The following is a 25,588-nucleotide window of genomic DNA, read 5'->3' as shown; positions in this document are numbered from 1 at the left end:
CGATGAAGCCGTCCCCCGCGAAGAGCTGCCCCTCGTGCGGTGAACGCTACGACGCGGGCGTGCTCTATTGCCCGCTCGACGGCACCCCGCTCGCGAGCTCGCGCAAGAGCGCCTCGTTCAGCGCCGCCGAGCGCGACCCCTACGTGAGCCTCACGCTCGGCGGGCAGATCCAGATCCGCCACCTCATCGGCATCGGCTCGATGGGCCGCGTCTACCGCGCCTTCCAGGCAGGGATCGAGCGCGACGTGGCCGTGAAGGTCCTCCACCGCGAGCTCAGCAGCAACGCCGAGCTCGTGAGCCGCTTCCACTGCGAGGCCAAGATCGCGAGCCGGCTCGTCCACCCGAACGTCGTCCAGGTGCTCATGACCGGGAGCATCCCCGCCACGACCGACGCCCGGATCGGCGGCGAGCTCTACCTCGTCATGGAGCACCTCGACGGCCTCTCGCTGCTCTCCGCGCTCGCCGCCGCCGGGACCGCGGGCGAGAGCGAGGCGCTCCCGCTCCCGAGGGCGCTCCACATCATCCTCCAGGTCTGCGACGCGGTCGGCGAGGCGCACGCGCAGGGCATCGTCCACCGGGATCTCAAGCCCGAGAACATCATGCTCGTCCGCCGCGGCGAGGACCCGGATTACGTGAAGGTGCTCGACTTCGGCATCGCCCGCCTCGACTGGGCCGACAAGGCGATGACCACCCAGGCCGGGCTCATCTTCGGCACCGCCAAGTACATCTCGCCCGAAGGCGCCGAGGGGCAGCGGGTCGGCCCGCCGGCGGACGTCTACTCCATCGCGACGATGCTCTACCAGTGCCTCGCCGGGCGCGCCCCGTTCGAGGGCGACTCCCCCGTCGCGCTGCTCGTCCAGCACACGCACGCCCCGCCGGCGGATCTGCGCAGCATCGCGCGCTCGAGCTACGTGCCCGCGCCCATCGCGCAGCTCGTGATGCAGAACCTCGCCAAGAAGCCATCGGAGCGCGCCCCCGACGCGCGCGCCCTGGGCCGCGACCTCGCCCTCGCCGTGCGCGCGAGCGGCCTCGACCCCGACGAGATCGCCGCCCAGCCGGGGCTCCTGCGCGCCAGCGCGGTCATGAAGCTGGCCTCGAAGTCGCGCACCAAGTCGCTCGACCTCTCCCCCGCCCTCGCCGCCCAGATCGGAGGCATCGCCGCGCCCACGCTGGAGAGCGCCCACGTCAGCGACCTCGATCCGCTCCTCCCGGGGAGCGCGGCAGCGCTCTACGGAGACCCTCCGTCGCCTCGCCACGCGGAGGATCGATCCTCCGTGAGCGACGCAGAGCGGTCCTCGTCGCCCCGATCGAGCGGCGTCGAGCTCTCCTCCGTGAGCGACGCGGACCGCGCCTCGTCGCCCCGATCGAGCGGCGTCGAGCGCTCCTCCTTCAGCAGCGCGGCGGACTTCAGCAGCGCGGCGGACGAGCCCGCGCGGACGCCGGTCGGCCTCGGCATCGACCCCCTGCGCGACTCCGCGCCCGCCCCGTCGACCATGCAGGGCGTCGCGTCCGCGGCGCCGCCGCTCCCCCGCCGCGCGATGATCGCCCGCGCCACCGCTCTCCTCGCGTGCGCCGGCGCGGTGGGGTTCGTCGCGTTCCTCGGCGGGCGGCACCTCGGCGCCTTCGGGGGGCCGGCCGCGCGCGACTCCCTGGAAGGACACGTCGAGCGCGCGCGCGACTGCATGGGCAGGCACGCGTGGGACACCCCGCCCGGCGAGAACGTGAGGGACATCGTCTCGCAGGCGCTCGCGCGGTGGCCCAGGGACGCGCGGCTCGTCGAGCTCCGCCGCGAGTCGTCCGAGCGCATCGTCGCCGACGCCCTCGGGCGGAAGTACGCCGGGGACAGGGCCGGCGCCATCCGCCTGGCCAGGCTCGCGATCGAGCTGCATCCGGAGCTCACCACGGCCCAGCACCTCGTCGCCGAGCTCACGGACCGCCCGCCGGCCGCCACCCCAGAGCCGACCCCCCAGGTCGCCCCGCAGAGCACCGGGCGCCCGACCGCAGGCCCCGACCGCAGGCCGCCGCCGCGCCGGCCCCCGCCGGCCGAGGACCGCGGCGCGCCCCCCGGCCAGCCGCCGGCGCCGGGTCCCCGGGGCGCGCCGGCCCCGCCGCCGGCGCCGAGGGGCTCAGGCGCGCCCGCCAAAACAGGCGCCGCCTCGCCGCCGGCCAGCGACACGCCCGCGCCGGTCTTGCCCCCCTCGCCGCCGCCGCTGCCCACGGACGCCACGTCGCCGCTCCCCTCGTCCACAGGTCCTTGGCTATAATTCAATGAAGGTGAATCCAGGCGGTTGGTACCCGACATCGCGAGCGCCCACCCACGTCCGCGCTGGGGAGGGCGACCGAGCGGCACCGCCGCGCCGAGAGAGCGCCCGACCGAAGCGCGGCGCCGCGGGCGCAGCGTGCGGCGCCGCGCTCGCCCTGCTCCTGCTCGCGGCCCCGGGGCGCGCCGACGAGAGCAGGGCCGCCCGCCGCGCCGCCGCCGCGCGCGAGCGAGATCGCCCCTACACCATGGTGGAGGTGAGCGGCGGCGTGATGACGCTCCCCGGCGCCGACGTCTGCCCGGTCTCGCTGTTCCCCGACACGTGCGAGCAGGGCGAGACGAGCGTCTCCTTCGGCATCCACAATCTCTTCCGCTGGGGCGACATCGGCTTCGGCGCGGGCATCTTCTGGGCGGCGACGCTGAGCACCGACGCCGCGCGCGGCGCGCGCAGCCTCGAGCGCGATCACTCGCGCCGCTACTTCATGCTCGATGGGGTGTTCCGTTACTACGCCCTCCGCACGCTCAAGACGGAGTGGTGGGTCGGCGCGACGCTCGGCGGCGTCGTCGTCAACGACTCCTGGTCGGTCGAGGCCGATCGCAACCCCTACTCGGACACGGCCTACGTCGGCCCGAGGGCGGCGACGATCGGCACCGAAGGGGTCGCCGCGGGGCTCGCGATCGGCGGCGACTGGGCCTTCGCCGAGAACTGGAGCGTCGGGAGCCACCTCCGCTACTCGAGCTGGTTCCTCCCGGAGCAGCGCAAGGTCTCGCCGACCGGCGATCGCGCCTCGCTCTCCGAGCGCGTCGACATGTTCAACATCGGAGTCCTCATCGCGTACCGCGTGGCGCTCTGATCCCGCTGCCCGCGCGATCACCCGGCGGGCATGCCCGTGATCGCCCGGCGGCCGGCAGTTGACGCGACATCGCCAGGTCTGTACGCCTCCTCGGCCGTTCTCATCCAGCGAGGAGCCCCCGATGCCGCTGAATCTCTCGAAGGTCGGCCACACGACCCAGCCCAGCGCCTTCACCGTCAACTGGAAGACCCTGGCCACGTATGCGCTCGGCATCGGCGCCCGGCGCGAGGAGCTCGAGTACCTCTACGAGGGCGCGCCGGGAGGCATGAAGGTCTACCCCACGTTCGGCGTCATCCCCACGCAGAACGCCGTGTTCGAGGCGCTCGAGGTGGCCGGGGCCGAGCTGCCGCTCATCGTCCACGGCGGTCAGACGCTCCGCGTGCACCGGCCGCTCCCGACCAGCGGAACGCTGCTCACGACCGCCACCCTGACGGCCATCTACGATCTCAAGAAGTTCGCGCAGCTGATCGTCGCGACGAAGACGACGCTCGACGATGAGCCGCTCTTCGACACGGTGTGGTCGATCATCGCCCGCGGCGTCGGCGGCTTCGGCGGGCCGCGCCCGCCGCACAGCGAGCCTCCGGCCCCGGTGCCGAAGGACCGCGAGCCCGACTGGGTGGTCGAGCAGGCGACCGCGCCCGAACAAGCGCTGCTGTACCGGCTCTCGGGCGACGAGAACCCGCTCCACGCCGACCCGGAGGTCGCGGCAAAGGCGGGCTTCACGCAGGGCCCCATCCTGCACGGCCTCTGCACGTACGGCTTCGCGGCGCGCGCGATCATCCAGAAGGCGGCGGGCGGCGATGCGAGCCGGCTGCGGGCCTACGGCGCGCAGTTCCGCAAGCCGGTGTGGCCCGGCGACACCCTCATCACGCGGGGCTACGCGCTCGACGGCGGCAAGGTCGCGGTGGTCACCGCCGTCAAGGATCGCCCTGATCCCGTGCTCACGAGCGCGTGGGCGGAGATCGGCTGACGGCCGGCGCGGCCGCGTGCTAAGTGGCGAGGCCCGGATCAGGGAAGCGATATGAGCAAGACGACCGAGAAGGACAGGGCCAAGGACGACGAGGACCTCGACGAGGACGAGTCGACCGACGAAAGCAACGACGACGGGGAGGAGGAAGAAACGAAGGCCACCGCGGTCCGCGGTCGCGGCCACGCTCACGACGACGACGACGACGCGGAGGACGACGGCGTCGTCGCGGAAGATCCGTCCTGGTGGGCGCCGCACGCGGTGCTCAGCGCGCTCGTGCTGATCGGGCTCCTCGGCTTCTTCGGCATGTTCAACAAGACGCCGCTCGCTCGCCTAGCGGCTCCTGTCGCCCCGGAGCCGGACGATCACGCGCACGCGGTCGCCGCGTCTCCCTCGCCCGCGCCCGCGCAGGCGCAGCCCCGCCCGGCGCAGTCAGCGCAGGCGCCCCGGGAGATGTTCGGCGCGAAGCACCTGCTCGTGATGTACACGGGGAGCCGCCGCGCGCCCCCGACCGTCACGCGCACGAAGGACGAGGCGAAGGCCCGCGCGACCGAGGCCATGACGAAGGCCAAGGCCGACCCGAGCAAGTTCACGGACATCGTGAAGGAGTACTCGGACGAGCCGGGCGCCGACAAGCGCGGCGGCGACCTCGGCAAGTTCCCGAAGGGCGCGATGGTCCCGGAGTTCCAGGTGGGCCTCGAGAAGATCAAGGTCGGCCAGGTGAGCGAGCTCGTCGAGACGCCGTTCGGCTTCCACGTCATCCTCCGCACGCAGTGAGCGCGCGGCGCCCCGGCTCGCGGCGCCGATAGCGCCGCAGGCCCCCGGGGCGCTCTGTTCTCCAACCGCGCCGCGGCGCTCAGCGCGCCGGCGCGGTGACGAACTTCTTCAGCCTCGCCGACTTCTCTTCCTTGGGCAGCGTCAGCTTGGCGTGCTCGTCGGCCGTCATGCCGCTGCGGAGCACGCGGGCCTCGTCGCCGACCCCGTAGACGGTCTTGTCGGCGCGGGCGAAGATCCACTCGGTGGCGGGGCCCTCGCCTTCCTTGTGCATGAGGCGCACCGAGCCGTCGCCGATGCCCTTCTCCCGGGCGGCGCCCGGCAGCTTCGCCAGCGTCGACAGCACGTCCTTGGCCTGATCGACGTCGTCGCGCACGATCGCGACCACCCGGTAGCGCTTGTCGACCTCCGTGTAGTAGCCGAACGCGCCGGGCCCCGCGCCGCCGATCCCGAGCACGTCCTTGGTCTCGTAGCGGATCCCGAGCGGGATCATGTTGTCCTTGGGGAGCGCCGCCGCCGCCGGCGGCAGCGACGGCTCGCCGGGCAGCTTCGAGCCCATCTCCTTCACGAGCCCGGGCAGGACCTTCTCGCTCGACGACTTGAGCGCCGCCTCGGCCAGCGCCTCGTCGTTGTACGTGATCTCGGCCAGGTACTGCCCGCGCCAGAGGTACGAGTTCCCGACCCCCATCGCGGCCGCGCCGCCGCCGTCGATCTGGCGCGGCGTCGCCTCGTCGGCGGGGTCGCCGTCGCCCACGATGCGCTTCGTGAACATCCCGTAGGCGCCCTCGGTGGACCCGAACTTCGAGAGGTGCACATCGACGGTCGCCGAGCCCCCGGCGCCGCTCACATACCGCGCCTCGACCACCCGCCGCACGCCGAATCCCTTGTAGATCTCGCACTCCCCGTCGAACATGTCGCAGATGCTGTCGAGCGGCAGAGTCGCCGATTCGCCGAACGTCTTCTCGGCGCCGTTCGGGTCGAGGCAGAACCCGCCCGTCATGCGCGGGAAGAACGGCGCGCTCGCCGCGTCGCCGATCGTCCCGCCTCCCCCGGCGCACGCCGCCGGCTTGGCGGCCGGCGGCGGAGGCGGAGGTGCGCCCATGGGCTCCTCCTTCTTGCTGCAGCCCGCAGACAGCGCGGCGGCGAGCGCGCCCGCGAGCAGCGCGCACCTCCCCGCGCGGAAGCGCCGGGGCCTGGCGCGGCACGCGACAGGCGCGCTGTGGGTGGACGGGACGCTCGATGAACACCTTTCCGGCGGGAATCGCATGGCCCGTTCGCCTTGCACCTTTTTTCATAGCGCCGCAATCGTTAGCGCCCGCCCCGGACCGCTTTGAGAGATTCACCTTGCAATTCCATGGTTTAGCGCGCACCGCCAAAGGCATGCGGCTTGCCTTTCCCGGGCATCTGGTGCGTCCTTTCTCCTATTCGCGACCTCCCCTTCGTGATCCCGATCGAGCGCGGGCTTCGTCGCCGCGAGCGCGCGCGCGGCGCCGTCGCGATGCGCGTGGCTTCACCCTGCCGGAGCTGCTCGCGGTGGTCGTCCTCATCGGCATCCTGGCGGCCGCCGCGTCGCCGAGCTTCGTGAACGGCATGCGCGATCGCCGCGTGAACCGCACCGCGATGGAGATCAGCGGCATCTACCGGCTCGCCCGCTACCAGGCGATCGGGCGCGGGACGGCGGTGCTCGTGCGGTGGACGGCCTCCACGGGGAACTTCCAGGTGCGGCAGGCGCAGGTCCAGGGCACCGCCGCCGGCGCGCTGATCTCGCAGAGCTGCCTCAGCGTCGCCAACTGGATGGATCCGACGACGACCGCCCCCGTCACGACGTTCGGCACCACGGGCATCGAGCTGGCCGCGGTGGAGCTCCGCGATCCCACCGCTCCCGCCGGCGTCGTGCAAGCGGACGCCGACGTCTGCTTCACGCCGCGGGGGCGGACGTACGTGCGCTACAACTTCGGCGCGCAGTTCGTGCCGCTGCTCGGCGCGCTCCGGGTGAACGTGACCAACAGCGGGACCGGCCTCCTGCGCTCGGTCTTCGTCCCGCCGAACGGCGTCGCGAGGCTCGGCCTGTGAGCGCGGCGCGCGCGAGGCGGGCGGCGAGCGGCGGCTACACGCTCATCGAGGTCATGGCGGCGCTCGGCGTGCTCGCGATCGGCGCCACCGGGGTGCTCGCGCTGCAGAAGGCGACGCTCATCAGCAACACGAACGCGCGCAACCTCGTGATCGCCAACAACATCGCCATGACCTGGGCTGAGCGGTTGCGGGTGGACGCGCTCCAGTGGAACGAACCCATGCGGGTCCCCGACCTTGACGGCGACACCGACTGGCTCCGGCTGATCAACGCCTCCCCGTTCCCGGCGAAGGTGACGCCCCCGCCGGACATCGCGCTCGGGGCGGCGCCGAGCGCCGACGTGTTCGGGACCGACATCTTGGCGGGCGACACCACGTCGCAGCCCGCGTTCTGCACGCACGTCCGCCTCCGCCAGTTCAACGACCCCGCGACGGGGACGCGGATCTGGGACAGCCTCATCCGCGCCGAGATCCGCGTCATCTGGGAGCGCAATGGAGACCCGATCAACTGCGCGATCGACCCGGTCAACGTCGATCAGAATCCGGAGCGCTTCGGCGCGGTGTACCTGACGACCGGCATTCTCCGGAACACGAGCGAGGACCGACGATGACGACGAGCCGCCGCCTCTCCCCCGCGCGGGCGCGCGCTTCAGGACAGCGAGGCTTCACGCTCGTGGAGCTGATCGTGGCGATGGCCGCCGGCCTTGTCGTGTCGCTGGCGGCCTTCCTGCTCTCGAAGAACGCGACGCGCTTCTTCCAGAACGAGACGAGGGCCTCCGCCTCGCACCTCGCGGCGACGATCGGGCTGAACCGGCTCGCCGCGGACCTGCAGCGCGCCGCGTACCTCTCGACGCCCAACATCCTCGTCGATCCGGAGGTCTGCCAGGTCCCGGCCGCGCCGCTCGGTCTGACGCGCCTCGCGGGCATCTCGATCCTGCGTCAAGGGTCGACGGTCCTCAACCCGACGGATCTCGGCCAGAGCGTGGCCAACGACATGTGGCCGGACTCCATCGTCATCGGCGGCAGCTTGAGCAGCACCGAGCTCTTCGAGTTCAGGAATATCAGCGACGCCAGCGGCAACCTGATCGTCGAGCTCAATCCGAACAGCGCCGCCGTGCAACGCACGCTCGCGCGAGCGAGCGGCAGCGGGGAGGGTCTGCTCCAGATCTTCGCCCCCAACCGCATCCTGCGCGTCATGGTCCGAGGTCAGACCCAGTTCCAGTATGGGGTGATCGCGAGCGCCAACGTGCAGGGCGCTCCGCCCACCCTCATCGCCATCACCCTCAAGTTGGCTCCCGGCCTGCCGAGGCTGGCGGGGCTCGCTCGGTGCGGCGTGACCCCCGGCGGCAACACAGGCGACGGTGGATGGGTGAACGTCGTCAACCGCGTCCGCTACGAGATCCGGAGCCTCCGCACCGCAGCGACGCCATACGCCCCTCTCGTGGCGCCCATCGCGCCGGCGCAGACCGGCGACAACGGCCGCACCGAGCTCGTACGGGTCGAGCTGGACGATGAAGATCAGCCGATTTCGGGGACGCTCGAGCTCATCGCCGAGTACGCCGTCGATCTCAAGTTCGGGATCTCCACCGCGGTAGAGGGCGGTGCTCCGGGCGTGACAAATCCTACCATCCAGCGGTTTCCGATCACCGCGACCGACAACGCGAACGTGTACGAAATCGCCGCCGAGGACCACACGTTGGTGGGCAGGCGGCCGCAGCGCGTGCGGTCGGTCCAGGTCCGGCTCTCGACCCGCACCCGGGCGCCCGATCGCGACGTCGACCTCCCCGGGGGCCCCGACGGCCGCAGGCGCAGATTCCTGATCCCTGGCATCGTCGCCGGCGTCGACAGTCTGTCGAGCACGGTGCCTGCTGGAGCCCCGCCGGTGTTCGCCCGGATGCGCACGCTCTACGCCGACATCGCCCTCCCGAACCAGGCCTACGTCCCATGGTAAGCGCAAGCATCGCCCGGTCCCGAAGGCGCTCCCGCGAGCGGGGCGCCGCCGTGTTCATCGTCGTGCTGGTCATCACGATGCTCACCGCCATCGGACTGTTCGCGGCCCACGCCGCCACGCTGTCGACCATCGCCAGCGGCCATGAGCGCCGGATGACGCAGACGCATTACCTCGCCGAATATGCGATGCTGCTCGCGATCGCCGAGATCGAGCGACAAGGCGGCCTGGACGGGATGCCCAGCTCGGCCACCTGCTCGGTCATCACCGACCAATGCTGGTCGCTCCTGCCGCACACCTTCAACGCGGCGGAAGACCTCGTGGAGCTGCCCGCGCCCAATTCACCGGGGAGCCTCGGTCGCGCCGCCGTCCAGTGGATCGCCAAGGTGGAGATCACCGACAAGATCAAGCCCGCGATAGGGAATCGCGCCGGCAGCGATCAGGGTGGCCAGAACGCCGTGAACGCCGATTACTGCACGGTCACCATGAACGCGCGGCTCATCGCCTGGCCCGGTAACGCGGCCCTGGCCCTGGCCGCCGAGGGCAGCCAGGAATCCATGTCCGTCGTTGCCGATGTCCTCTGCTCGAAGTGACGAACGGGAGCTCACGATGCGAAACCTGACGAAGGTCCTTGTCACGATGGGCTCCGCGGCGACGGTCAGCCTCCTCGCCGCACGCGCGCGCGCGCAGGCCGTCGATGTCGAGCCACCGCTGCCGAACGTCCTCTTGCTCGTCGACACGTCGGGCTCGATGGAGAAGACGGTGGCGGGCGGAGAGCCGGACTGCAACCCGCTCACGCCCCCCGCCTCGGAGGACCTGAAGAGCCGCTGGACGAAGCTCGTCGAGTCGCTCACCGGCCCGATCCAGGACTTCTCGTGCTACGCGCAGCCCCGCACCCAGTCCGAGTTCATCGACGAGTTCAGCATCGACTCGGAGCCGCCGTACGACGCGAACTACTATATCCCCTTCCATCGCCTGCTCTCCAACGGCTGCACGCCCGGGCCCGGGTCGACCTACGGCAGCGTGGGATGGCACAGGTACGACGATGCGGCCCAGGCCTGCGCGTGGCCCGCGCAGGGGCCCGGCCTGCTGGACGTTTACCGGGACCGGATCCGGTTCTCGCTCATGACGTTCGACACGCTCCCCGACGCGGGCACCGGGCTCGCCGGCGGCGTGCCCAACGCCGCGACCGGCATGCGGGGGATGTGGAGCTACTTCCTCGGGTTCGAGAGCGGCGCAGGCTACCCGGCGCGGGGCAACCCGCCCGACTGCGCCGTCGAGGACGTCGAGGTCGGCGCCAGGAACCCGGCCGCGCCGCTCTGGGAGGGGCCGCTCATCCCCTTCCCGACCTACACCGCCGACATCACCGAGGTGCGCACGCGGAACGATCGCATCCAGAACGCGCTCATCGCGACGCGCCCGTACGGCGCCACGCCGCTCGCGGGGATGCTGTCCGACGCGCGCGACTACGTCCTCAACGAGACCTCGATCTGGGAAGGCCAGCCGCTCGGGCCGCGCGACGATCCGTACATCAGCGGCGGCTGCCGCAAGACCTCGGTCGTGCTCATCTCCGACGGCGAGCCGAACCTCGATCTGCGCCCGACCTGCGCTTCGGGCCCGGGCCCCGGCCCGGAAGGGACGGGCTGCCCCTACGAGGAGCCGCACGTCATCGCGCACGCGCTCAACACCCACGTGAACCCGAACCGGCGCGTGCCGACCTATACCGTCGGGTTCGGCCTCTCCACGGAGGCGGGCACCGACTGCTCGGCGATCTCCTCGTCCGATTTCCAGACCGGCGGCCTCTGCGACAATGCGACCGGCGCGCTCAAGGCGTGCTGCACGCTCTCGCGCATCGCCATCGAGGGCGGGACCGATCGCGGCTACTTCCCGGACGACGCCAACGAGCTGTCCGCCGTGATGTCGCAGATCTTCGCGCGCATCGCCGCGAACTCGACGAGCCGCACCCTCCCCGTCTTCGCCACGGCGGCCACGACCGCGGACAACGGCAGCGATGCCGCGGGGGTCGCCTACCAGTTCGGCGCCTCGTTCAGCCCGCCGCCGGACGGCTCGCTCTGGAGCGGCAACCTCGAGCGCAAGCGCTTCGTCTGCGAGTCGGTGAACGGCGTGATGACGACGCAGCTGGAGGACTTCGACCCCAGCAAGGGCGACGACTTCGCGGCCAACCTCAGCTCGAACGATCGGCCGCGGAGGTTCTTCAGCGTGATCGGCGACCTCGACCCCACCACGCAGGAAATCTGGTCGCAGCGGAGCATCCGCGCCGCGGCCGCCAACGAGGACGGGCTCAGCGACTACACGGGCACGGAGACCGGCGGCGGCGCACCGGCGATCGCGGGGACGTTCGCGGGCGAGCTCCGCAACGCGCCGCGCGCGCTCAACCTCGATCCCAGCGTCGCCGTCCCCCCGCAGTGCTCGGGCGGGCTGCTGGAGAACACCGCCGAGAGCTGCGCCGAGCGCCTCATCGAGTGGGAGATCGGCGAGGCGATGCCCGCGAACGTCGCCTCCCGCGATGGCCACGAGCTCGGCAGCATCTACCACTCCACCCCGGTCGTCGTGGGGCCGCCGCGCGACTACATCCCCGACGATTCGTACAGGCTCTTCGCGGAGCAGCCCGCCCAGGCGAACCGGCCGCTCGTGCTCTACACCGCCACGACCGACGGGCAGCTGCACGCCTTCCAGGTGACGGCGGCGACCGCGATCGACTCGCTCAAGGTGGACCGGGTCCAGAACAACGAGCTCTGGTCCTTCCTGCCGCCCTACGTCCTGCCCCGGCTCCTCCAGACGTTCAACCAGCAATCGATCCTGCTCGACGGCGCGCCCGTCGTGAAGAACGTCGTCTTCGAGCGCACGCCGACGCAGATCAGCGGCGCCAGCGCGACGTGGAGCACGGTGCTGCTCGCCGGCGGCGGCCTCGGCGGCGGCTTCTACTACGCGCTCGACGTGACGAACCCCCACGCGCCGCGGTTCCTCTGGCAGCTCTCCACCGACCGCGCCGGCAACGCGCTGTTCGGCGAGACGACCCCGACGCCGGCCATCGGCATGGTCGAGATGGAATCCGAGGGCGTGATCCGGGAGATCGCGGTCGCCATCCTGCCCGGCGGCTCCGCCCCGCTCGACACGAGCCAGCCCGCGTGCCCCCGGCAGAGCGCGACGTACCCGCTCTTCTATCCGACCGGCAACCTGGCGGTCCGCGACTCGGTCCGGTGCTGGGGCGGCGCGGGCAGCGGCAACCCCGTTGGCCCGGCGCGCTCGCTCACGATCGTCCGGCTCGACACCGGCGAGGTGATCCGCACGTTCCGGGGCCACACCGCCGAGGCGCCGACCTTGGACTCGTCGCTGATCCGGGTTGTCGACTTCGACTCGCCGATCACCGGCATCCCCGTGCCGTTCCCTGCGGGGGTCGGCGAGGTCGCCGAGCGCATCTACGTCGGGGACGCCGACGGGACGCTCTGGCGCGTCAGCCTGTCGAGCACGAACCCGGCGCAGTGGAACGTGTCCCTCGCCTGGGACGCGTACTCGATCGCGGGCGACGCCGCGGCGAGCAGCCAGCCGATCGAGACGACGCCGGTCGTGACCACCGATCCGCTCGGCAACACGGTCATCCTGTTCTCCACCGGCGATCAGGAGGCGTTCACGGCGGGCGGCGGCATCGAGACGCGGGTCTGGTCGATCACCGAGAAGCCGCACAACACGACCCTGCGCTTCACCGAGAACTGGGTCGTGCCCTTCACGAACGGCAAGCGCGTGACCGGGCCCATCTCCCTCTTCAACGGCTGCGCATACTTCGCGACGTTCACGCCCGTGGCGCCCGGGACCTACGCGTGCGCGGACGGGCGCGGCTCGATCTGGGGCGTCGACTACCTGCTCGACACCGAGGTGGAGGGAACCCCGAACCCCTGCCTCGTCGATCCGCTCGATCCGCTCGCGCCTCTCGAACGCGAAGAGCTTCAGGATCCGGGCACGGTCGTCTTCGGCGTCGCCGTGACCCAGAAGCCGACCTGCGTGGACACGGAGGAGTACAACGATCCGTACTTCGGCGTGCAGAAGATCAGCCGGCAGTCCAGCCCGCCCGAGTTCCAGCTCGTGTTCCACACCGGCGCCGCGGGCCAGGAGGACGCCCAGGGGGGCGAGACGCGCACGAGCACGAGGACGCTGCAGCCGCCGCGCAAGGTCGTTAAGATCGACTCGTGGGCGACCCTCGTCGAATGAAGCGCGGCGTCCTGTCGCGCGCCGCCGTGGCGCTCGCCGCCGTGTTCGCGTGCGCGTCGGCCGCGCTCGGCTGCCGCAGCGACGCGGGCGCGCCGGCGCCGGCGCCGCCGCCGAGCGAGGCCGCGGCGCCGAGGCCGCCGGTCGACAAGGCGCTGCCGGGCGAGCTCGCCGAGGGCGTCGAGCAGGCGTTCGGCCTGCCCATCCCGCGGCGCATGAAGGTGCGCGCGCGCTTCTCCGATGCCGTCTTCGCGGTCGGGGAAATCCCGGCCGAGCGGGTGGCCAATTACGTGCGCACCCGCGTGCTCGCCGGCAACGTCGAGACCGGGCCGGCGAAGACGATCTTCTCGCGCGCGACCGTGAAGAGCGCGCCACACCGGATGATCCGCATCGAGGTCGTCTCGCGCGCGCACGTCTCGGAGCTCGTCGTCCGCGACGAGACCCGACCGCCTGCGGAGCGGGGGCTGTCCGTCGAGGAGCGCTGGCGTCGCAACGGGCTCACGCCGGACGGCAAGGTGCTCGATCCCACCCGCCTCGAGTGAGCGCGGCACCGGCGCGGCGTCGGCGGCGGCGGCCTCGACATGGCGCGCCGCGGGGGGCCGCCGCGCCGGTCGACATCCCCGACCTTTCGAAGTAGATCGCGCCCGTGTCGACCAAGCCGCTCCCCACCGCTCCGCTCCGCAGGACCCCGCTCTACGACGAGCACATCAAGCTCGGCGGCCGCATGGTCCCGTTCGCCGGCTGGGAGATGCCGGTCCAGTACAAGGGCGTGACCGAGGAGCACCGGGCGGTGCGCACCGCCGCCGGGCTCTTCGACGTCTCGCACATGGGCGAGATGATCCTGAGCGGCGAGCACGCCGGGCAGGTGGTCGACTACCTCGTCACGAACGACGTCAAGAAGCTGGAGGACGGCCAGGCGCTCTACACGTGCGCGTGCAACGAGGCCGGCACGATCCTCGACGATCTCATCGTTTACCGGATCGACGCGCGGCAGTGGCTCATCGTCTGCAACGCGTCGAACCGCGACAAGATCGCGGCCCACTTCCGGAGCGCGGCGCAGGGCCATTGCAGCTTCGAGGACGCGTCGGACCGCACGGCGATGATGGCGCTCCAGGGGCCGAAGGCGCTCGACATCGTCGCGCTCGCGGGCGGCGACGGCCCGGCGCTGCGCGAGCTGCCGCCGTTCCACTTCCGCGACGCGACGCTCGCCAACGTCCGCTGCACCGTGGCCCGCACCGGCTACACCGGCGAGGACGGCATCGAGATCTTCTGCTCCCTGTCCGACGCGCAGCGGCTCTGGCGCGCGCTCGTCGAGCTCGGCGGCCCGCTCGGCCTCGAGGCGACGGGCCTCGGCGCGCGCGACACGCTCCGCCTGGAGGCGCGCCTGTCGCTGTACGGCAACGACATCGACGAGACGACGAACCCGATCGAGGCGGCCCTCGGCTGGGTGGTGAAGCTCGACAAGGGCGACTTCGTCGGGCGCGCCGCGCTCCAGCGCATCAAGGAGGAGGGGCCCGCGCGCAAGCTGATCGGCTTCGAGATGGTGGGGCGCGGCATCGCGCGCCACGGCTATCCGCTGCTCGACGCCGGCGGCGCGAAGGTCGGCGTCTGCACGAGCGGCAGCCCGGGGCCGACCATCGGCAAGAACGTCGGGCTCGGCTACCTGCCGGTGTCGATGGCCAAGGTGGGGACCGCGTTCCAGGTCGACTGCCGCGGGCGCACGGTCGAGGCGGTCGTGGTCAAGACTCCATTCTACAAGCGGGCCTGACGCGCGGCTGCGCGGGCGCGTGGCGCGTGCGGCGCGTTGACCGAGCGGCCGCGCCGAGACGACCAGAGATCCAGGTTGGTAAGGCAAAGGGAGAAGAAGTCACATGGCGAGCGATGATGTGCGAACGGACCGGCGGTACACGAAGGACCACGAGTGGACCAAGCAGGAGGACGACCGCGTCGTCGTCGGGATCACCGCCTTCGCGGTCGATCAGCTCGGCGACATCACGTTGGTCAACCTCGACGTGAAGCCGGGCGACACGATCACCGCGGGCACGGCCTTCGGCACGATCGAGAGCGTCAAGACGCTGAGCGACCTGTTCGCGCCCGTGAGCGGCAAGGTCACGCGCGTGAACGGCGACCTCGAGAGCCGCCCCGAGCTCGTGAACGAGGACTGCTACGGCAAGGCGTGGATGATCGAGGTCGCGCCCTCGGACCCGGGCGAGCTCGGCGCGCTCATGGACCCCGCCGCCTACGCCGAGCTCCTGAAGACCGCGGCGCACTGAGCGCCGAGCCCCCTCCCGAACACCCTTCCCGCTGCACGACACCATGCGCTACCTGCCCCACACGCCCGAGGAAATCACCGAGATGCTGCAGGCCGTCGGCCTGTCGTCGCTCGAGGAGCTCTACAGCGCGATCCCGAAGGAGGCGCGCCTCACGCGCCCGCTCTCGATGGATCCCGCCCTCGATGAGGCCTCGCTCATGAGGCACCTCGAGGAGCTCGCGCAGAAGAACCGCGCCGGACGCATGCTCTCGTTCCTGGGCGCCGGTGCCTACGAGCACCACTTCCCGCCGGCCGCCGATCAGCTGCTGCTCCGCAGCGAGTTCTACACCGCCTACACGCCGTACCAGCCCGAGGTCTCCCAGGGCACGCTCCAGGTGATCTTCGAGTTCCAGACGATCGTGAGCGAGATCCTCGGGCTGCCGGTCGCCAACGCGTCGATGTACGACGGCGCGAGCGCGGTCGCGGAGGCCGTGCTGATGGCGCGCCGGCTCACGGGGCGCGAGCGCACGGTCCTGTCCGAGGGCGTGCACCCCGACTACGTCGGCACGGTCGAGACGTACGTGCACGGCATCGGGACCGGCAAGGCGTCGCTGGTCCGCGTCGGCGTCGGCCGCGACGGCGCGGCGGACGTCGACGCGCTGACGCGGGCGATCGACGACACGACCGCGTGCGTGGTGGTCGGCTATCCGAATTTCTTCGGCGCCGTGGGCGACATCCGGAGGGTGGCCGAGGCGTGCCACCAGAAGGGCGCGCTGCTTGTCACGGTCACGCTGGATCCGTACGCGCTCGCGCTGCTCGAGTCGCCGGGCGCGCTCGGCGCCGACATCGCGGTGGCGGAGGGCCAGCCCCTCGGGCTGCCGCCGCAGTACGGCGGCCCGAACGTCGGGCTGTTCGCGTGCAGGAACGACCGCAAGTACCTCCAGCAGGTGCCCGGCAGGCTGGTCGGCGAGACGGTCGACAAGCACGGGACCCGGGGGTACGTGCTGACGCTCGCCACGCGCGAGCAGCACATTCGCCGGGAGCGGGCGACGAGCAACATCTGCACGAACAGCGGTCTGTGCGCGACGGCGGTCACGATGCGGATGTGCATGCTCGGCAAGCGCGGCTTCGTCGAGGCGGCGCGGCAGTGCCTCGCGAAGGCGGAGCACCTCAAGCGGGAGATCGCGCGGCTCGACGGGTACGCGTTGCCGCTGCCGGCGCCGACGTTCCACGAGTTCGTCGTGAAGGTCCGCGGCGGCGACGCCGGCAAGCTCACGCGGGCGCTGGCCGAGCAGGGCGTCATCGCGGGGCTCGATCTCGGCCGCATCGACGCCCGGCGGCGGGACGAGCTCCTCGTCGCCGTGACCGAGCGGCACAGCCGCGCGGACCTCGACCGGCTCGTGCAGGCGCTCGCGGGGTTCGCGGGCTGAAGAGGCACACGGCGCGGCGGGGGGGAGCACCGGCCTGTTCGGTGTTCTAGAGCGGGTGCGGTCCGGGGGCCGCGCCGCCGAAGTGAGTCACGATCTGCTGCGCCATCTGCCGCAGGATCGGCCCGCCCGCGCTGCTCACGAGGAGCTCCAGGCCGGGCACCAGCACGACACGCTCCCAGCGTTCCGCCGCGTAGGTCGGCTCGGGCGGCGGAGGCCGGACCGCAGGGGGCGGCGGCACGAGCAGCGCTTCCATGTCGGCGGGGGACATCGTCGCGAGCTTCCGCTTGATCTCGGGCAGCTTGAGCCCGTGCTCGCGGAGCTTCTGGATCGACAGGATCTGGAGCCGATGCTCGCGCAAGTACCGCGTCCCCGGTCCGGCGAACGGCGGCGGCACGAAGAGGTCCCGCTTGTACCAGTAGCGAATGGTGCGCTCGCTCACCCCGGCTTCCTCGGCGATCTCCCCGATGGTGTACCCGTCGTTCCTCGGCATGGGCTGCCTCCTCGGACAGAGCATCGCCTGGGAAAGCGGCAAGCTGCCATGAATCTTGACAGAATCGAGGCCGGGGTTTGCCGGGAATTGGACCTATTTGTGCGGTTATTTTCACATGGGTCGAAGAAAATTGTCACGATAGTGAAGTTAAATTCTCCATCCAGGATGTCCGAAGCCCACGGCGAGACGTTAAACTCTCTATCCAGCCTGTTTGGAGCCGGATTTGTGAAATGAACTGATCCATGCATGCCTTCGAGGCCCGCCGAGTTGGCCTCCGGACCGCAGGAGGTGGCCTTCCAGACCGCCCGACAGGGCTTCCGGAGGGCGACGGTGGCCCTGCTCGGCGGGGCCGGAGCCGCATCATCGGGCCGATCCGCCGGGGTAGGCTCAGGGCGGACCTGCATCCACCAGGTCCGACGGCTTCAGTCCATCCGGTTGACACACGCATATTCCGTTGTACTCCTCTTCGTGCCAGTGACAGAAGACCCCATTAGGAGGCGGACAGCCCATGGAGAAGCACTGCTGGTGATAGAGACACCTGGGGTTGTTCCGGTGTCGATAAAAGAACCATTCCCGCGAGGTGTCACACCCGGTCAAGGCCAGCGCAAGAGCGGCGAGAACTGGATAGATTTGACGGCACATTGCCATCTCGTCTGGCCCTCGAGGCACTCCGGGCCCAGGTTGTGCGCAGGCAGGATCGAGAGCGTGATGGGCCCGGCTCAGGGCGGACCTGCATCCACCAGATCGGATGGCTTCAATCCCAGCCCATTCTCCTGACACACGCAGACTCCTTCCTGTATTCTTTCGTGCGAGACACAGAGGATTCCATTGGGCGGCGGACAGGTCATCGAGAAACACTGCTCGTGGTAGTAACACCTGGGATTGTCCCGGGTTCGATACACGGACCACTCCCGCTCGGCCCGGCACCTGATCGAGGGCAGCTGAGGGCGGCGAGGAAGGCGGCGCATGGCGGCGCCTTCAGCGCGGCGCCTAGCCATCTTTTGCGAAGCTGGCCGTCCGCGAGCCTGTCGAACGGACGAGAGAACGCCCTCCGCAGGCCACACGACGCGGCGAGGTTGTCTGAAAGGATCCTCTGTCCCAGAGACAGGCAGGTGAAGAATACGGCGCGAACGGAAGGCGGCGCCGGCTCACCCCTCCTCGCCGGCACCGCAGGCGGCGGCGATCGTCCGCGCCATGCGCCTCCTCCCCCTTCTTATGGACAACCCTCCGCGCGTGACGCCCGATCACGCGGACGGCAACGAGGACGAACGCCGGGAGGCGAACGGCCAGCGCAGCGACGACTCCCATGACGACCCCTGGCCGCAGGCTAGCCACGCGCCGCTTCACCGGTCAACCGGCTCCTGCCGTGCGCCGCGCGCCCGGTCCTCGACGGCTCGCCTCCCGGCTCGATGGCTCGCCGCCGTCTCGCGAGCGAGGCCCTCGCGCGCCCCTCAGCGCGAGGCGACGTCCCGGCCGCGCTCCTGCGCGGGGAACGGGTTCGGCCACACCGGCAGGAGCGACTGGCGGTACACGGTGAGCCGCAGCAGGTCGATGCCCGCGATGGCGCCGAACGCCACGGCGTCGTCCGTCCCGTAGCTCCCCTGGAGCGACAGGCTGATGCCGAGCGGCGCCCCGAGCGTGAGCGCGCCGGCCACGCCGGTGGAGCCCGCACCCCAGAATCGATGGTAGCCGCCCGCGTCGAGGGCGAAGCCAAGCTGGCCGGCCTGGAAGCCGCGCGTCGCGACGCGGGCGAGCAACGCGAGATCGATGCCGCTGTCGAGGAGGGGGGTCGCGCGCATCAGGCCGCCCACGATGACGGGCGCGTCGGGCGTTGTGCCGACGCCGACGTCGAGCGACAGCGCGCCGTCGAAGACGAGATCGCCGTCTCCCTGCTTCCAGCCGACCGCGCCGGCGCCGACGAAGGTCCACGCGGAGGCGTCCGCGCGCGAGGGCGATGACCAGGCAAGCGGGGTTAGCAGGGCCCCGAGGGCGACGAGACAGGCGATCGGCGAACGCACGCGAGCGAGCTACCACGAAGCGCCGAGCGGCGATAGGTCAGCGCGCGCCGCCCCGCCGCTCGACGATTCGCCGCGCGACGAGCGCCGCCACCTCGGGGTCGAAGAGGAGCGTGTTGTGCCCCCGCGCCTCCATCACGCGCACCTCGCCGCCCGGCAGCGCGTGCGCGATGGGCGAGCGGACAAGCGTGTCGGCGCCCGCGATGATCGACAGGTGCGGGACGCTCGACCGCGCCGTCCCGAGGAGGACACGCCGGAGGAGCGGGCTCGAGGCGTCGAGATCGCGCGCGCCCCCGAAGCCGAGCAGCCCGGCGCGCGGGATGCCGCCGAACGGGCTCGCCATGGAGATGGTCTGCACGATCCGAGGATCGACGACCTCCTGCGCGAAGAAGCGGCACACGATGCCGCCCATGCTGTGGCCGACGAGGTGCAAGCGCGCCCCGTCCGGCAACGCCGAGACAAGGCCCGCGAGGCGCGCCGACAGCTCCTCGACGCCAGGCCCCGGCGCGTACGACATCGTGGCCGTGTGGACCGACCCCGCCGGAGGCCCGGCGCGCGCCGGGCCCCGCCGGCTAGGCGCCCGCGACGTGGCAGCGTGGCGCTCGATCGCCGTCCGCAACGGCCGGAGCACGCCGGCAGACGCGAAGAGCCCGTGCAGGATGATCACCACGTCGTCACCGTCGGACGTCCCGGCGGGGATCACCGGCGCGAGGGTGTCGTACGGCAGGAGGACCGCCTGCCGCGCAAACGAGGCCACCTCCCTGCCTGCGCTCGCCGCGAAGGCCGACGCACGGAACCACCTCACCACGTGGTGGCTCTTACCATGGATCCGTCGCGCGATGCCCCCGCGCCCCCCCGACGCGCTGCGTCCCGGCCGATCACGGCCGCATCAGCCAGACATGGAAGCTGCGGAACGTCCCGAGGAGCGACCGGATCCGGATCCGATCGCCCGGCGCGACGTCGCGCAGCGGCACCCGGATCTCGGACCAGCGGTCCGCCGGGCGCTCGGGCACCTCGACGCGCACCTCGCCGCCGGCGGCGACCGCGACGCCGAGCGCGATCGGGCCGCCCCCGTCGGTGCGCAGCACGAGCACGGCGGATCCCCGGGGGATCGCGGCGACCGAGCCGATCGCGAACGACTGCTCGCGCCCCTCGGGGATGAGCCTGCCCGCGTCGAACCGCGGCGCGCTGTCGGCGCCGTCACCGCCGTCGCCGCCGTCGCCGCCGCCCGGCAACACCGCGCCGATGACCCAGCCGCCGCGCGGCGACGGGAAGGCGTAGCGGTGCGCCCGCTCGTCGACGAGATCGGCGATGTCCACCTCGTCGACGACCCCGTCGCGGCGCTCCCCCGGCGGGGCGAGCGCCGACCAGTCCGCCTCGTAGATCACCTTCTCGTCGGCGGCGCACATCACGTTGTCCTCGATCTTCACCGCGTCGACGCGCCTGCCGAAGACGTCCGCGAGCCCGCCCCACCAGGACGGGTACAGGGCGAAGACGTCCGGCCGCTCGGCGGCGTCGAGCCGCTCGATGAGCTCGACCACGGCCGGCACCCCGTGCACCGAGGCCCGCGCGAACGGCATCCCCCGGTACCCGCCGAGGCCGAGCCCGTCGATCGCGGGGATCCCCGACAGGTACGGGATCGCCCCCGCGTCGCCGAGGAGCACCCGCCGCGGCCGCGGCGCGCGCGCGCCGAGCCGTCGCGCGACCTCGACGTGCTGCCCGGCGATGTTCGCCGAGGCGCGGGCGAAGTGGTCGATCTGCCGCGCGAACCCCCGGGAGGGCGCGGCGAGCGCCGCGAAGGCGAGCGCCGCCGCGACCCCCGCGGCGAGCCGGCCCCGCCGCGCGAGCGCTCCGACCCCGAGCGCCGCGGCGACGAGCAGCATCGCGAGCGACGGGGCGGCGTAGCGGAGGTTCTGGTAGCGCGCCGTCGCGTTGAGCGCGACGAGGAGCAGCGAGCCGTAAGCGCCGATCAAGAGCGGCACGGCGAGGCGCCGCGAGCGCCGGTCGATCGCCGCGATCGCGCCGAGCAGCGGCAAGAGGAGGGCCCAGGAGGGGCCGCCGAGCGCGCTCTCCAGCGCCTGCACCCGGAGCGCGGCGAGGTTCTTGATCACCTCCACCGCCTTCTCGATCGGCGTGGCGTACGGGTTCGCCAGGATGAGCTTGCGCACGGCCCCGGCGGCGCCCCACTCCCCCGTGAACGCGCGGTTCGCGGCGGCGTGCGCGCCGAGGAGCAGCGCGGCGGGCAGCGACGCGCGCGCGAGCGACGCGACCGCGCCGAGCGAGCCCGCCGCGTGGGCGGCGGCGACGGCGAGCGGCGCCGCCAGCGCGACGGCCTCGGGCCGCGTTGCGACGAGCAGCGCGGCGAGGAGCCCGACCCGGAGCTGCTCGGCCGGGCGCCGCGCCGGCGGGGCGAGCTCCACGCGCCGCACCGCGACGAGCGCCCGGCCGAGCACGGCGCCGAGCAGCGCGACCTCCATCCCGGAAAACCAGCTCCAGTCGAGCAGCGGCACGGCCACGACGAAGAGCGGCGCGACCCAGGCGACCCAGCAGGAAGAGGCGGCGCCGGGCCCGGCGCGCGGCTCGAGGAGCCGCCGGAGCGAGCGGCACAGGTCGAGCAGCGCGGCGCAGGCGAGGAGCGCGGCGAAGAGGCCGAGCCAGGGGCCGCGGAAGCCGAGCAGGTACCCGGGCGCGAGGGCGAGGGGGTACGTCAGGCTGGTCCCGCCCGAGGAGTAGCCGTTGCCGGGGATCCACGAGAGCGGGTGGCCCAGGGCCGCGGCGCGGGCGAAGCCGAAGTGGATGTAGACGTCGTCGAGCGGCGCCGGCCAGACGCCGCGCGTCCTGGCGAGCGCGGGCGCGTAGAACGCCGCGGCCGCGCCGACGACCGGGATCGCGGCGCTCGCGTGCCACAGGAGCAGCCGGACCCGGGACGCGCGCCACACGGCCCGGCCGGGTACCACGAAGGGGCCGGGACGGCGCGACGATTCTGGTTAAACTGCGGCCATGGTGCTGAGAGCTGTGGTGGACGAATCGGTGGACGCCGCCCACTGGGAGGCGGTCGAGGAGGCGGCCGAGCTCCTGCAGACGGAGCAGATCCAGGAGGCGCTCGTCGCGCTACGCGACGTGATCAAGGCCTCCCCGTCGAACCCGTACGCGTACAACCTGCTCGGGCAGGCGCTCTACGAGCTCGGCCAGGTCGAGCCGGCGCGCGACGCCTACCGCGCTGCCGTGCGGCTCGCGCCGAGCTTCCTCGGGGCGCGGGTGGCCCTGTCGCACGCGCTCCGGCGCCTCGGCGACGCCGACGGGGCGGTCGCGCAGGCGAAGGAGGCGCTCCGGCGGTTCCCGAAGGACGGCGACGCGATGCACGCGATGGGGCTCGCCTATGCGGCCCACGGGAACCGCGCGCTCGCCCGCAAGCACCTCCAGGGCTTCCTGGAAGCGGGCCCCGAGGTCGAGGCGGCGATGGAGGTGCGCCAGATCCTGGACATGCTCGGCGTCGGGGGCGACGACGAGCCGCTCCAGTTCGAGTAGCCTCTCCCTGCGCGCGCGGCGCGCCCCGGAGGCAAGGAACGCGATGGCGACCACCCCGCACTTCGATCTCATCATCCTCGGAACGGGGCCGGGCGGCGAAGGCGCCGCCATGACGGCCGCGAAGCACGGCAAATCGGTCGCGGCGATCGAACGCTACGCGCGCGTCGGCGGGGGCTGCACCCACTGGGGGACGATCCCGAGCAAGGCGCTGCGCCGCGCGATTTACCACATGAACCTGATCAACCAGAGCCCCATCTACAAGCGGATGGATGTGGTTCCGGAGTACCCGTTCGCCGAGCTCCTCGCGAACGCGAACCGCGTGATCGACGACCAGGTCGATCTGCGCGAGAGCTTCTACGACAGGAACCGCGTCCGGCTCATCCCGGGGCAGGCCCGGTTCGTCGATCCGCACGCGATCGAGGTGGAGAGCGACGGAGGCCAGCGCCGGCGCTTCACGGCCGACAGCTTCGTCATCGCGACCGGCTCGCGCCCGTACCGGCCGGACGACATCGACTTCAGCCACCCGCGCATCTTCGACAGCGACACGCTGCTGCGCATGGATCACACCCCCCGCAGCATCACGATCTTCGGGGCGGGGGTCATCGGCTGCGAGTACGCGTCGATGCTGCGCAACATGCAGATCGCCGTGAACCTGATCAACACGCGCGCGCACCTGCTGGAGTTCCTCGACGACGAGATCACCGACGCGCTCGGGTACCACTTCTGCGACACCGGGATCCGCGTCCTGAACGGCGAGGAGCACGAGAAGGTCGAGGCCACGAAGGAGGGCGTCGTGCTCTCGCTGAAGAGCGGAAAGAAGCTCCGGAGCGAGGCGTTCCTGTGGGCGAACGGGAGGTCGGGCAACACGGTCGATCTCGGCCTGGAGAGCCTCGGCATCACGGCAAACAAGCGCGGTCAGATCGAGGTCAACGAGACCTTCCAGACGAGCCAGCCGCACGTCTACGCGGTCGGCGACGTCGTCGGCTTCCCGGCGCTCGCGAGCGCGAGCTACGATCAGGGCCGGTTCGCGGCCAGCCACCTCTGCGGCCAGGCCGACGAGAAGCTGGTCCGGGACATCCCCACGGGCATCTACACGACGCCGGAGATCTCGTCGCTCGGCAAGACCGAGCGGGAGCTCACGGCGGAGAAGGTGCCTTACGAGGTGGGGAAGTCGACGTTCAAGACGCTCGCCCGCGCGCAGATCACGGGCCAGCAGGTCGGGATGCTGAAGCTCGTCTTCCACCGCGAGACGCTCGCGCTGCTCGGGATCCACTGTTTCGGCGAGAACGCCGCGGAGATCATCCACATCGGACAGGCGATCATGTCGCAGCCTCCGCCGAACAACACGATCCGGTATTTCGTGAACACGACGTTCAACTACCCCACCATGGCCGAGGCCTACCGGGTGGCGGCGCTCGACGGGCTCGGGCGCGTGTTCTGAGGGGAGCACCCCCGGGATCGCCCCGAGGGGCGCTCTGCAAGAGCATGGCGCTCGTCGGGACCGTCCAGCGGGGCAGCGCCGCGCGAGCGGTGGCCTAATTCGCCCCGGAGTGATCCCCATGAAGGCGGGAAGGCAGGAAGATCATTGATCTTTTCTTCTCGCCTTCCCGCCTTCATGTTCAAATCGGGCCACCGCCGCGCGAGCGCGGGGCGCGGCGGTTGCCAGCGCGCGGCGCGGCGGTGATACTCCCCGGAGGAGCACGCTGTCATGGCCGCCGCTGCACCCCTCCTCGCCTCCCCTGCCGAACGCGCGCTCGCGGTCGCGGACGGCTCGGAAGACCAGCTCTTCGTCGTCCACGACGTCTCGTGGGAGGAGTACGAGGCCCTCCTGGCGGTCCTCGGCGACCGTGCGGGCGTGCGGGTGACGTACTGCGAGGGAGTGCTGGAGCTGATGAGCCCGGGCGGACCGCACGAGAGGCGAAAGAAGATCCTGGCCCGCCTCGTCGAGGCCTACGCGGAGGAGGCGGAGCTGCCGCTCAGCGGGTACGGCAGCATGACCCTCCGCAAGCGGCTCGCGGAGCGGGGGGTGGAGCCGGATGAGTGCTACGTGCTCGGAACAGCGGAGGATGGGGAGATCCCGGAGCTCGCGATCGAGGTGATCGAAAAGAGCGGGACGATCGACAAGCTCTCCGTCTATGCGGGGCTCGGCGTGCCCGAGGTCTGGTTCCTGAAGAAGGGGAAGCTCTCCATTCACCTCCTCGGCCCGGAGGGCTACGCCGAGGCGGGGCAAAGCCGGTTCTTGCCGGGGCTCGACGTCGGGGAGCTGACGGAGCTCATGCTGCGCCAGGGGGACCAGACGACGGTGGTGCGCGCGTGGCGAGCGAGGCTCCGGGAGCGGGGCCCGAGGTGAGCTCGGTCCGCTGAGCGGCGAAGCGCCGTCTCGAACGCGGGATCGCGCTCTCGAGCACCGCCGAGGGGGGCTGGCGACCGAGATCGGCGGTCGGTACGAGCGGCGCGCTGGACAGCACGGCCGCAGGAGCACGCGCCCCGCTGGGCTGGCCAGCGCGATACGCCTCCACTAAGCCTGCTGCGTATGACTGCCGTGGTCGCCAGGGTACAGCACGGTCGCATCCAGCTCGACGAGTCGACGGATCTGCCCGACGGCACGGTGATCCAACTCTACATCGTCGATCAAGGCGACGAACTCGACGACGAGGAGCGGCAAGCGCTGGATGACGCGATCGAGGACGCCGCCCGAAGCGTCGCGCGGGGCGAGACGATCGCGGCGGAGGATGTGCTGCGTATCCTCGACGCCGACGGGTGAAGGTGGCGATTCC

22 protein-coding genes are annotated in these 25,588 nt (G+C 71.6%); 17 read left to right on the top strand and 5 right to left on the bottom strand.

Going from position 1 to position 25,588, the window contains the following annotated elements; all coding sequences use genetic code 11:
• Window positions 1-2 precede the first annotated feature (2 nt).
• From WMF36_RS10530 to WMF36_RS10515, 4 genes are all read left to right on the top strand, one after another.
• Window positions 3-2,264 (top strand): protein kinase domain-containing protein, encoded by a 2,262-nt coding sequence (locus WMF36_RS10530; RefSeq protein WP_437579475.1) that lies wholly within the window; start codon window positions 3-5, stop codon window positions 2,262-2,264.
• A gap of 4 nt (window positions 2,265-2,268) precedes the next feature.
• Window positions 2,269-3,114 carry a hypothetical protein gene (locus WMF36_RS10525; RefSeq protein WP_437579474.1) on the top strand — a complete coding sequence of 282 codons (846 nt, stop codon included), beginning with the start codon at window positions 2,269-2,271 and terminating at the stop codon, window positions 3,112-3,114.
• Window positions 3,115-3,235: 121 nt separating this feature from the next.
• Entirely contained in the window at window positions 3,236-4,084 is an 849-nt protein-coding gene (locus WMF36_RS10520; protein ID WP_437579473.1) for a MaoC/PaaZ C-terminal domain-containing protein, read from the top strand.
• 51 nt (window positions 4,085-4,135) lie between these two features.
• Complete coding sequence (locus WMF36_RS10515; protein WP_437579472.1) at window positions 4,136-4,858, top strand: peptidylprolyl isomerase; 723 nt, start codon at window positions 4,136-4,138, stop codon at window positions 4,856-4,858.
• Between the two features lie 79 nt (window positions 4,859-4,937).
• Here the strand turns inward: WMF36_RS10515 and WMF36_RS10510 are convergent, their stop codons facing one another.
• Window positions 4,938-5,957 (bottom strand): DUF6599 family protein, encoded by a 1,020-nt coding sequence (locus WMF36_RS10510; RefSeq protein WP_437579471.1) that lies wholly within the window; start codon window positions 5,955-5,957, stop codon window positions 4,938-4,940.
• Between the two features lie 137 nt (window positions 5,958-6,094).
• Here WMF36_RS10510 and WMF36_RS10505 point away from each other — a divergent pair, with 137 nt between their 5' ends.
• From WMF36_RS10505 to gcvPA, 9 genes are all read left to right on the top strand, one after another.
• The gene (locus tag WMF36_RS10505) at window positions 6,095-6,928 is read left to right on the top strand and encodes a pilus assembly FimT family protein (RefSeq protein ID WP_437579470.1); all 834 of its coding nucleotides are present in this window, start codon (window positions 6,095-6,097) and stop codon (window positions 6,926-6,928) included.
• Window positions 6,925-7,536 carry a type IV pilus modification PilV family protein gene (locus tag WMF36_RS10500; RefSeq protein WP_437579469.1) on the top strand — a complete coding sequence of 204 codons (612 nt, stop codon included), beginning with the start codon at window positions 6,925-6,927 and terminating at the stop codon, window positions 7,534-7,536. The genes WMF36_RS10505 and WMF36_RS10500 overlap by 4 nt, the downstream gene beginning before the upstream one ends.
• Complete coding sequence (locus WMF36_RS10495; protein ID WP_437579468.1) at window positions 7,533-8,876, top strand: PilW family protein; 1,344 nt, start codon at window positions 7,533-7,535, stop codon at window positions 8,874-8,876. The genes WMF36_RS10500 and WMF36_RS10495 overlap by 4 nt, the downstream gene beginning before the upstream one ends.
• A gap of 50 nt (window positions 8,877-8,926) precedes the next feature.
• A complete protein-coding gene (locus tag WMF36_RS10490; protein ID WP_437579467.1) occupies window positions 8,927-9,466 on the top strand; it encodes a hypothetical protein in 540 nt (179 codons plus the stop codon).
• A 16-nt stretch (window positions 9,467-9,482) separates the two neighbouring features.
• A complete protein-coding gene (locus WMF36_RS10485) occupies window positions 9,483-13,100 on the top strand; it encodes a hypothetical protein (protein WP_437579466.1) in 3,618 nt (1,205 codons plus the stop codon).
• Complete coding sequence (locus WMF36_RS10480; RefSeq protein WP_437579465.1) at window positions 13,079-13,639, top strand: hypothetical protein; 561 nt, start codon at window positions 13,079-13,081, stop codon at window positions 13,637-13,639. Before WMF36_RS10485 ends, WMF36_RS10480 begins: the two co-directional genes overlap by 22 nt.
• 104 nt (window positions 13,640-13,743) lie before the next feature.
• Window positions 13,744-14,865, top strand: coding sequence for a glycine cleavage system aminomethyltransferase GcvT (gene gcvT, locus WMF36_RS10475; protein WP_437579464.1), 1,122 nt, complete (start codon window positions 13,744-13,746; stop codon window positions 14,863-14,865).
• A gap of 103 nt (window positions 14,866-14,968) precedes the next feature.
• Window positions 14,969-15,370: a glycine cleavage system protein GcvH gene (gene gcvH / locus WMF36_RS10470; protein WP_437579463.1), complete on the top strand. Its 402-nt coding sequence runs from the start codon at window positions 14,969-14,971 to the stop codon at window positions 15,368-15,370.
• 43 nt (window positions 15,371-15,413) lie between these two features.
• Window positions 15,414-16,778 (top strand): aminomethyl-transferring glycine dehydrogenase subunit GcvPA, encoded by a 1,365-nt coding sequence (gene gcvPA, locus WMF36_RS10465; protein WP_437579462.1) that lies wholly within the window; start codon window positions 15,414-15,416, stop codon window positions 16,776-16,778.
• A 46-nt stretch (window positions 16,779-16,824) separates the two neighbouring features.
• Here gcvPA and WMF36_RS10460 read toward each other — a convergent pair whose 3' ends face one another.
• From WMF36_RS10460 to WMF36_RS10445, 4 genes are all read right to left on the bottom strand, one after another.
• Window positions 16,825-17,268 carry a helix-turn-helix domain-containing protein gene (locus WMF36_RS10460; RefSeq protein ID WP_437579461.1) on the bottom strand — a complete coding sequence of 148 codons (444 nt, stop codon included), beginning with the start codon at window positions 17,266-17,268 and terminating at the stop codon, window positions 16,825-16,827.
• A gap of 1,451 nt (window positions 17,269-18,719) precedes the next feature.
• Window positions 18,720-19,286, bottom strand: coding sequence for a hypothetical protein (locus tag WMF36_RS10455; protein WP_437579460.1), 567 nt, complete (start codon window positions 19,284-19,286; stop codon window positions 18,720-18,722).
• 37 nt (window positions 19,287-19,323) lie between these two features.
• Window positions 19,324-20,091: an esterase/lipase family protein gene (locus WMF36_RS10450; protein WP_437579459.1), complete on the bottom strand. Its 768-nt coding sequence runs from the start codon at window positions 20,089-20,091 to the stop codon at window positions 19,324-19,326.
• A gap of 70 nt (window positions 20,092-20,161) precedes the next feature.
• Window positions 20,162-22,222, bottom strand: coding sequence for a hypothetical protein (locus tag WMF36_RS10445; RefSeq protein WP_437579458.1), 2,061 nt, complete (start codon window positions 22,220-22,222; stop codon window positions 20,162-20,164).
• A 61-nt stretch (window positions 22,223-22,283) separates the two neighbouring features.
• Between WMF36_RS10445 and WMF36_RS10440 the strand changes: the two genes are divergently transcribed.
• From WMF36_RS10440 to WMF36_RS10425, 4 genes are all read left to right on the top strand, one after another.
• Window positions 22,284-22,811 (top strand): tetratricopeptide repeat protein, encoded by a 528-nt coding sequence (locus WMF36_RS10440; RefSeq protein WP_437579457.1) that lies wholly within the window; start codon window positions 22,284-22,286, stop codon window positions 22,809-22,811.
• A gap of 43 nt (window positions 22,812-22,854) precedes the next feature.
• On the top strand, window positions 22,855-24,252 hold the full coding sequence (gene sthA / locus WMF36_RS10435) for a Si-specific NAD(P)(+) transhydrogenase (protein WP_437579456.1): 1,398 nt from the start codon (window positions 22,855-22,857) through the stop codon (window positions 24,250-24,252).
• Between the two features lie 267 nt (window positions 24,253-24,519).
• Window positions 24,520-25,161 carry a Uma2 family endonuclease gene (locus WMF36_RS10430; RefSeq protein WP_437579455.1) on the top strand — a complete coding sequence of 214 codons (642 nt, stop codon included), beginning with the start codon at window positions 24,520-24,522 and terminating at the stop codon, window positions 25,159-25,161.
• 183 nt (window positions 25,162-25,344) lie between these two features.
• The gene (locus WMF36_RS10425) at window positions 25,345-25,575 is read left to right on the top strand and encodes a hypothetical protein (RefSeq protein WP_437489200.1); all 231 of its coding nucleotides are present in this window, start codon (window positions 25,345-25,347) and stop codon (window positions 25,573-25,575) included.
• The last annotated feature ends 13 nt before the right edge of the window (window positions 25,576-25,588 follow it).

It is taken from the genome of Sorangium sp. So ce887, assembly GCF_051521455.1.
Lineage (GTDB): Bacteria > Myxococcota_A > Polyangia > Polyangiales > Polyangiaceae > Sorangium.
Note: the sequence above shows the minus strand (reverse complement) of the source record. Positions and strands in the feature narration are given on the sequence as shown.

Excerpts from the sequence above, each read along its gene's own strand:
- WMF36_RS10530 (WP_437579475.1), top strand. The coding sequence starts at position 3 with ATGAAGCCGTCCCCCGCGAAGAGCTGCCCCTCGTGCGGTGAACGCTAC.
- WMF36_RS10525 (WP_437579474.1), top strand. The coding sequence starts at position 2,269 with ATGAAGGTGAATCCAGGCGGTTGGTACCCGACATCGCGAGCGCCCACC.
- WMF36_RS10520 (WP_437579473.1), top strand. The coding sequence starts at position 3,236 with ATGCCGCTGAATCTCTCGAAGGTCGGCCACACGACCCAGCCCAGCGCC.
- WMF36_RS10515 (WP_437579472.1), top strand. The coding sequence starts at position 4,136 with ATGAGCAAGACGACCGAGAAGGACAGGGCCAAGGACGACGAGGACCTC.
- WMF36_RS10510 (WP_437579471.1), bottom strand. The coding sequence starts at position 5,957 with ATGGGCGCACCTCCGCCTCCGCCGCCGGCCGCCAAGCCGGCGGCGTGC.
- WMF36_RS10505 (WP_437579470.1), top strand. The coding sequence starts at position 6,095 with ATGAACACCTTTCCGGCGGGAATCGCATGGCCCGTTCGCCTTGCACCT.
- WMF36_RS10495 (WP_437579468.1), top strand. The coding sequence starts at position 7,533 with ATGACGACGAGCCGCCGCCTCTCCCCCGCGCGGGCGCGCGCTTCAGGA.
- WMF36_RS10485 (WP_437579466.1), top strand. The coding sequence starts at position 9,483 with ATGCGAAACCTGACGAAGGTCCTTGTCACGATGGGCTCCGCGGCGACG.
- gcvH (WP_437579463.1), top strand. The coding sequence starts at position 14,969 with ATGGCGAGCGATGATGTGCGAACGGACCGGCGGTACACGAAGGACCAC.
- gcvPA (WP_437579462.1), top strand. The coding sequence starts at position 15,414 with ATGCGCTACCTGCCCCACACGCCCGAGGAAATCACCGAGATGCTGCAG.
- WMF36_RS10460 (WP_437579461.1), bottom strand. The coding sequence starts at position 17,268 with ATGCCGAGGAACGACGGGTACACCATCGGGGAGATCGCCGAGGAAGCC.
- WMF36_RS10440 (WP_437579457.1), top strand. The coding sequence starts at position 22,284 with ATGGTGCTGAGAGCTGTGGTGGACGAATCGGTGGACGCCGCCCACTGG.
- sthA (WP_437579456.1), top strand. The coding sequence starts at position 22,855 with ATGGCGACCACCCCGCACTTCGATCTCATCATCCTCGGAACGGGGCCG.
- WMF36_RS10430 (WP_437579455.1), top strand. The coding sequence starts at position 24,520 with ATGGCCGCCGCTGCACCCCTCCTCGCCTCCCCTGCCGAACGCGCGCTC.
- WMF36_RS10425 (WP_437489200.1), top strand. The coding sequence starts at position 25,345 with ATGACTGCCGTGGTCGCCAGGGTACAGCACGGTCGCATCCAGCTCGAC.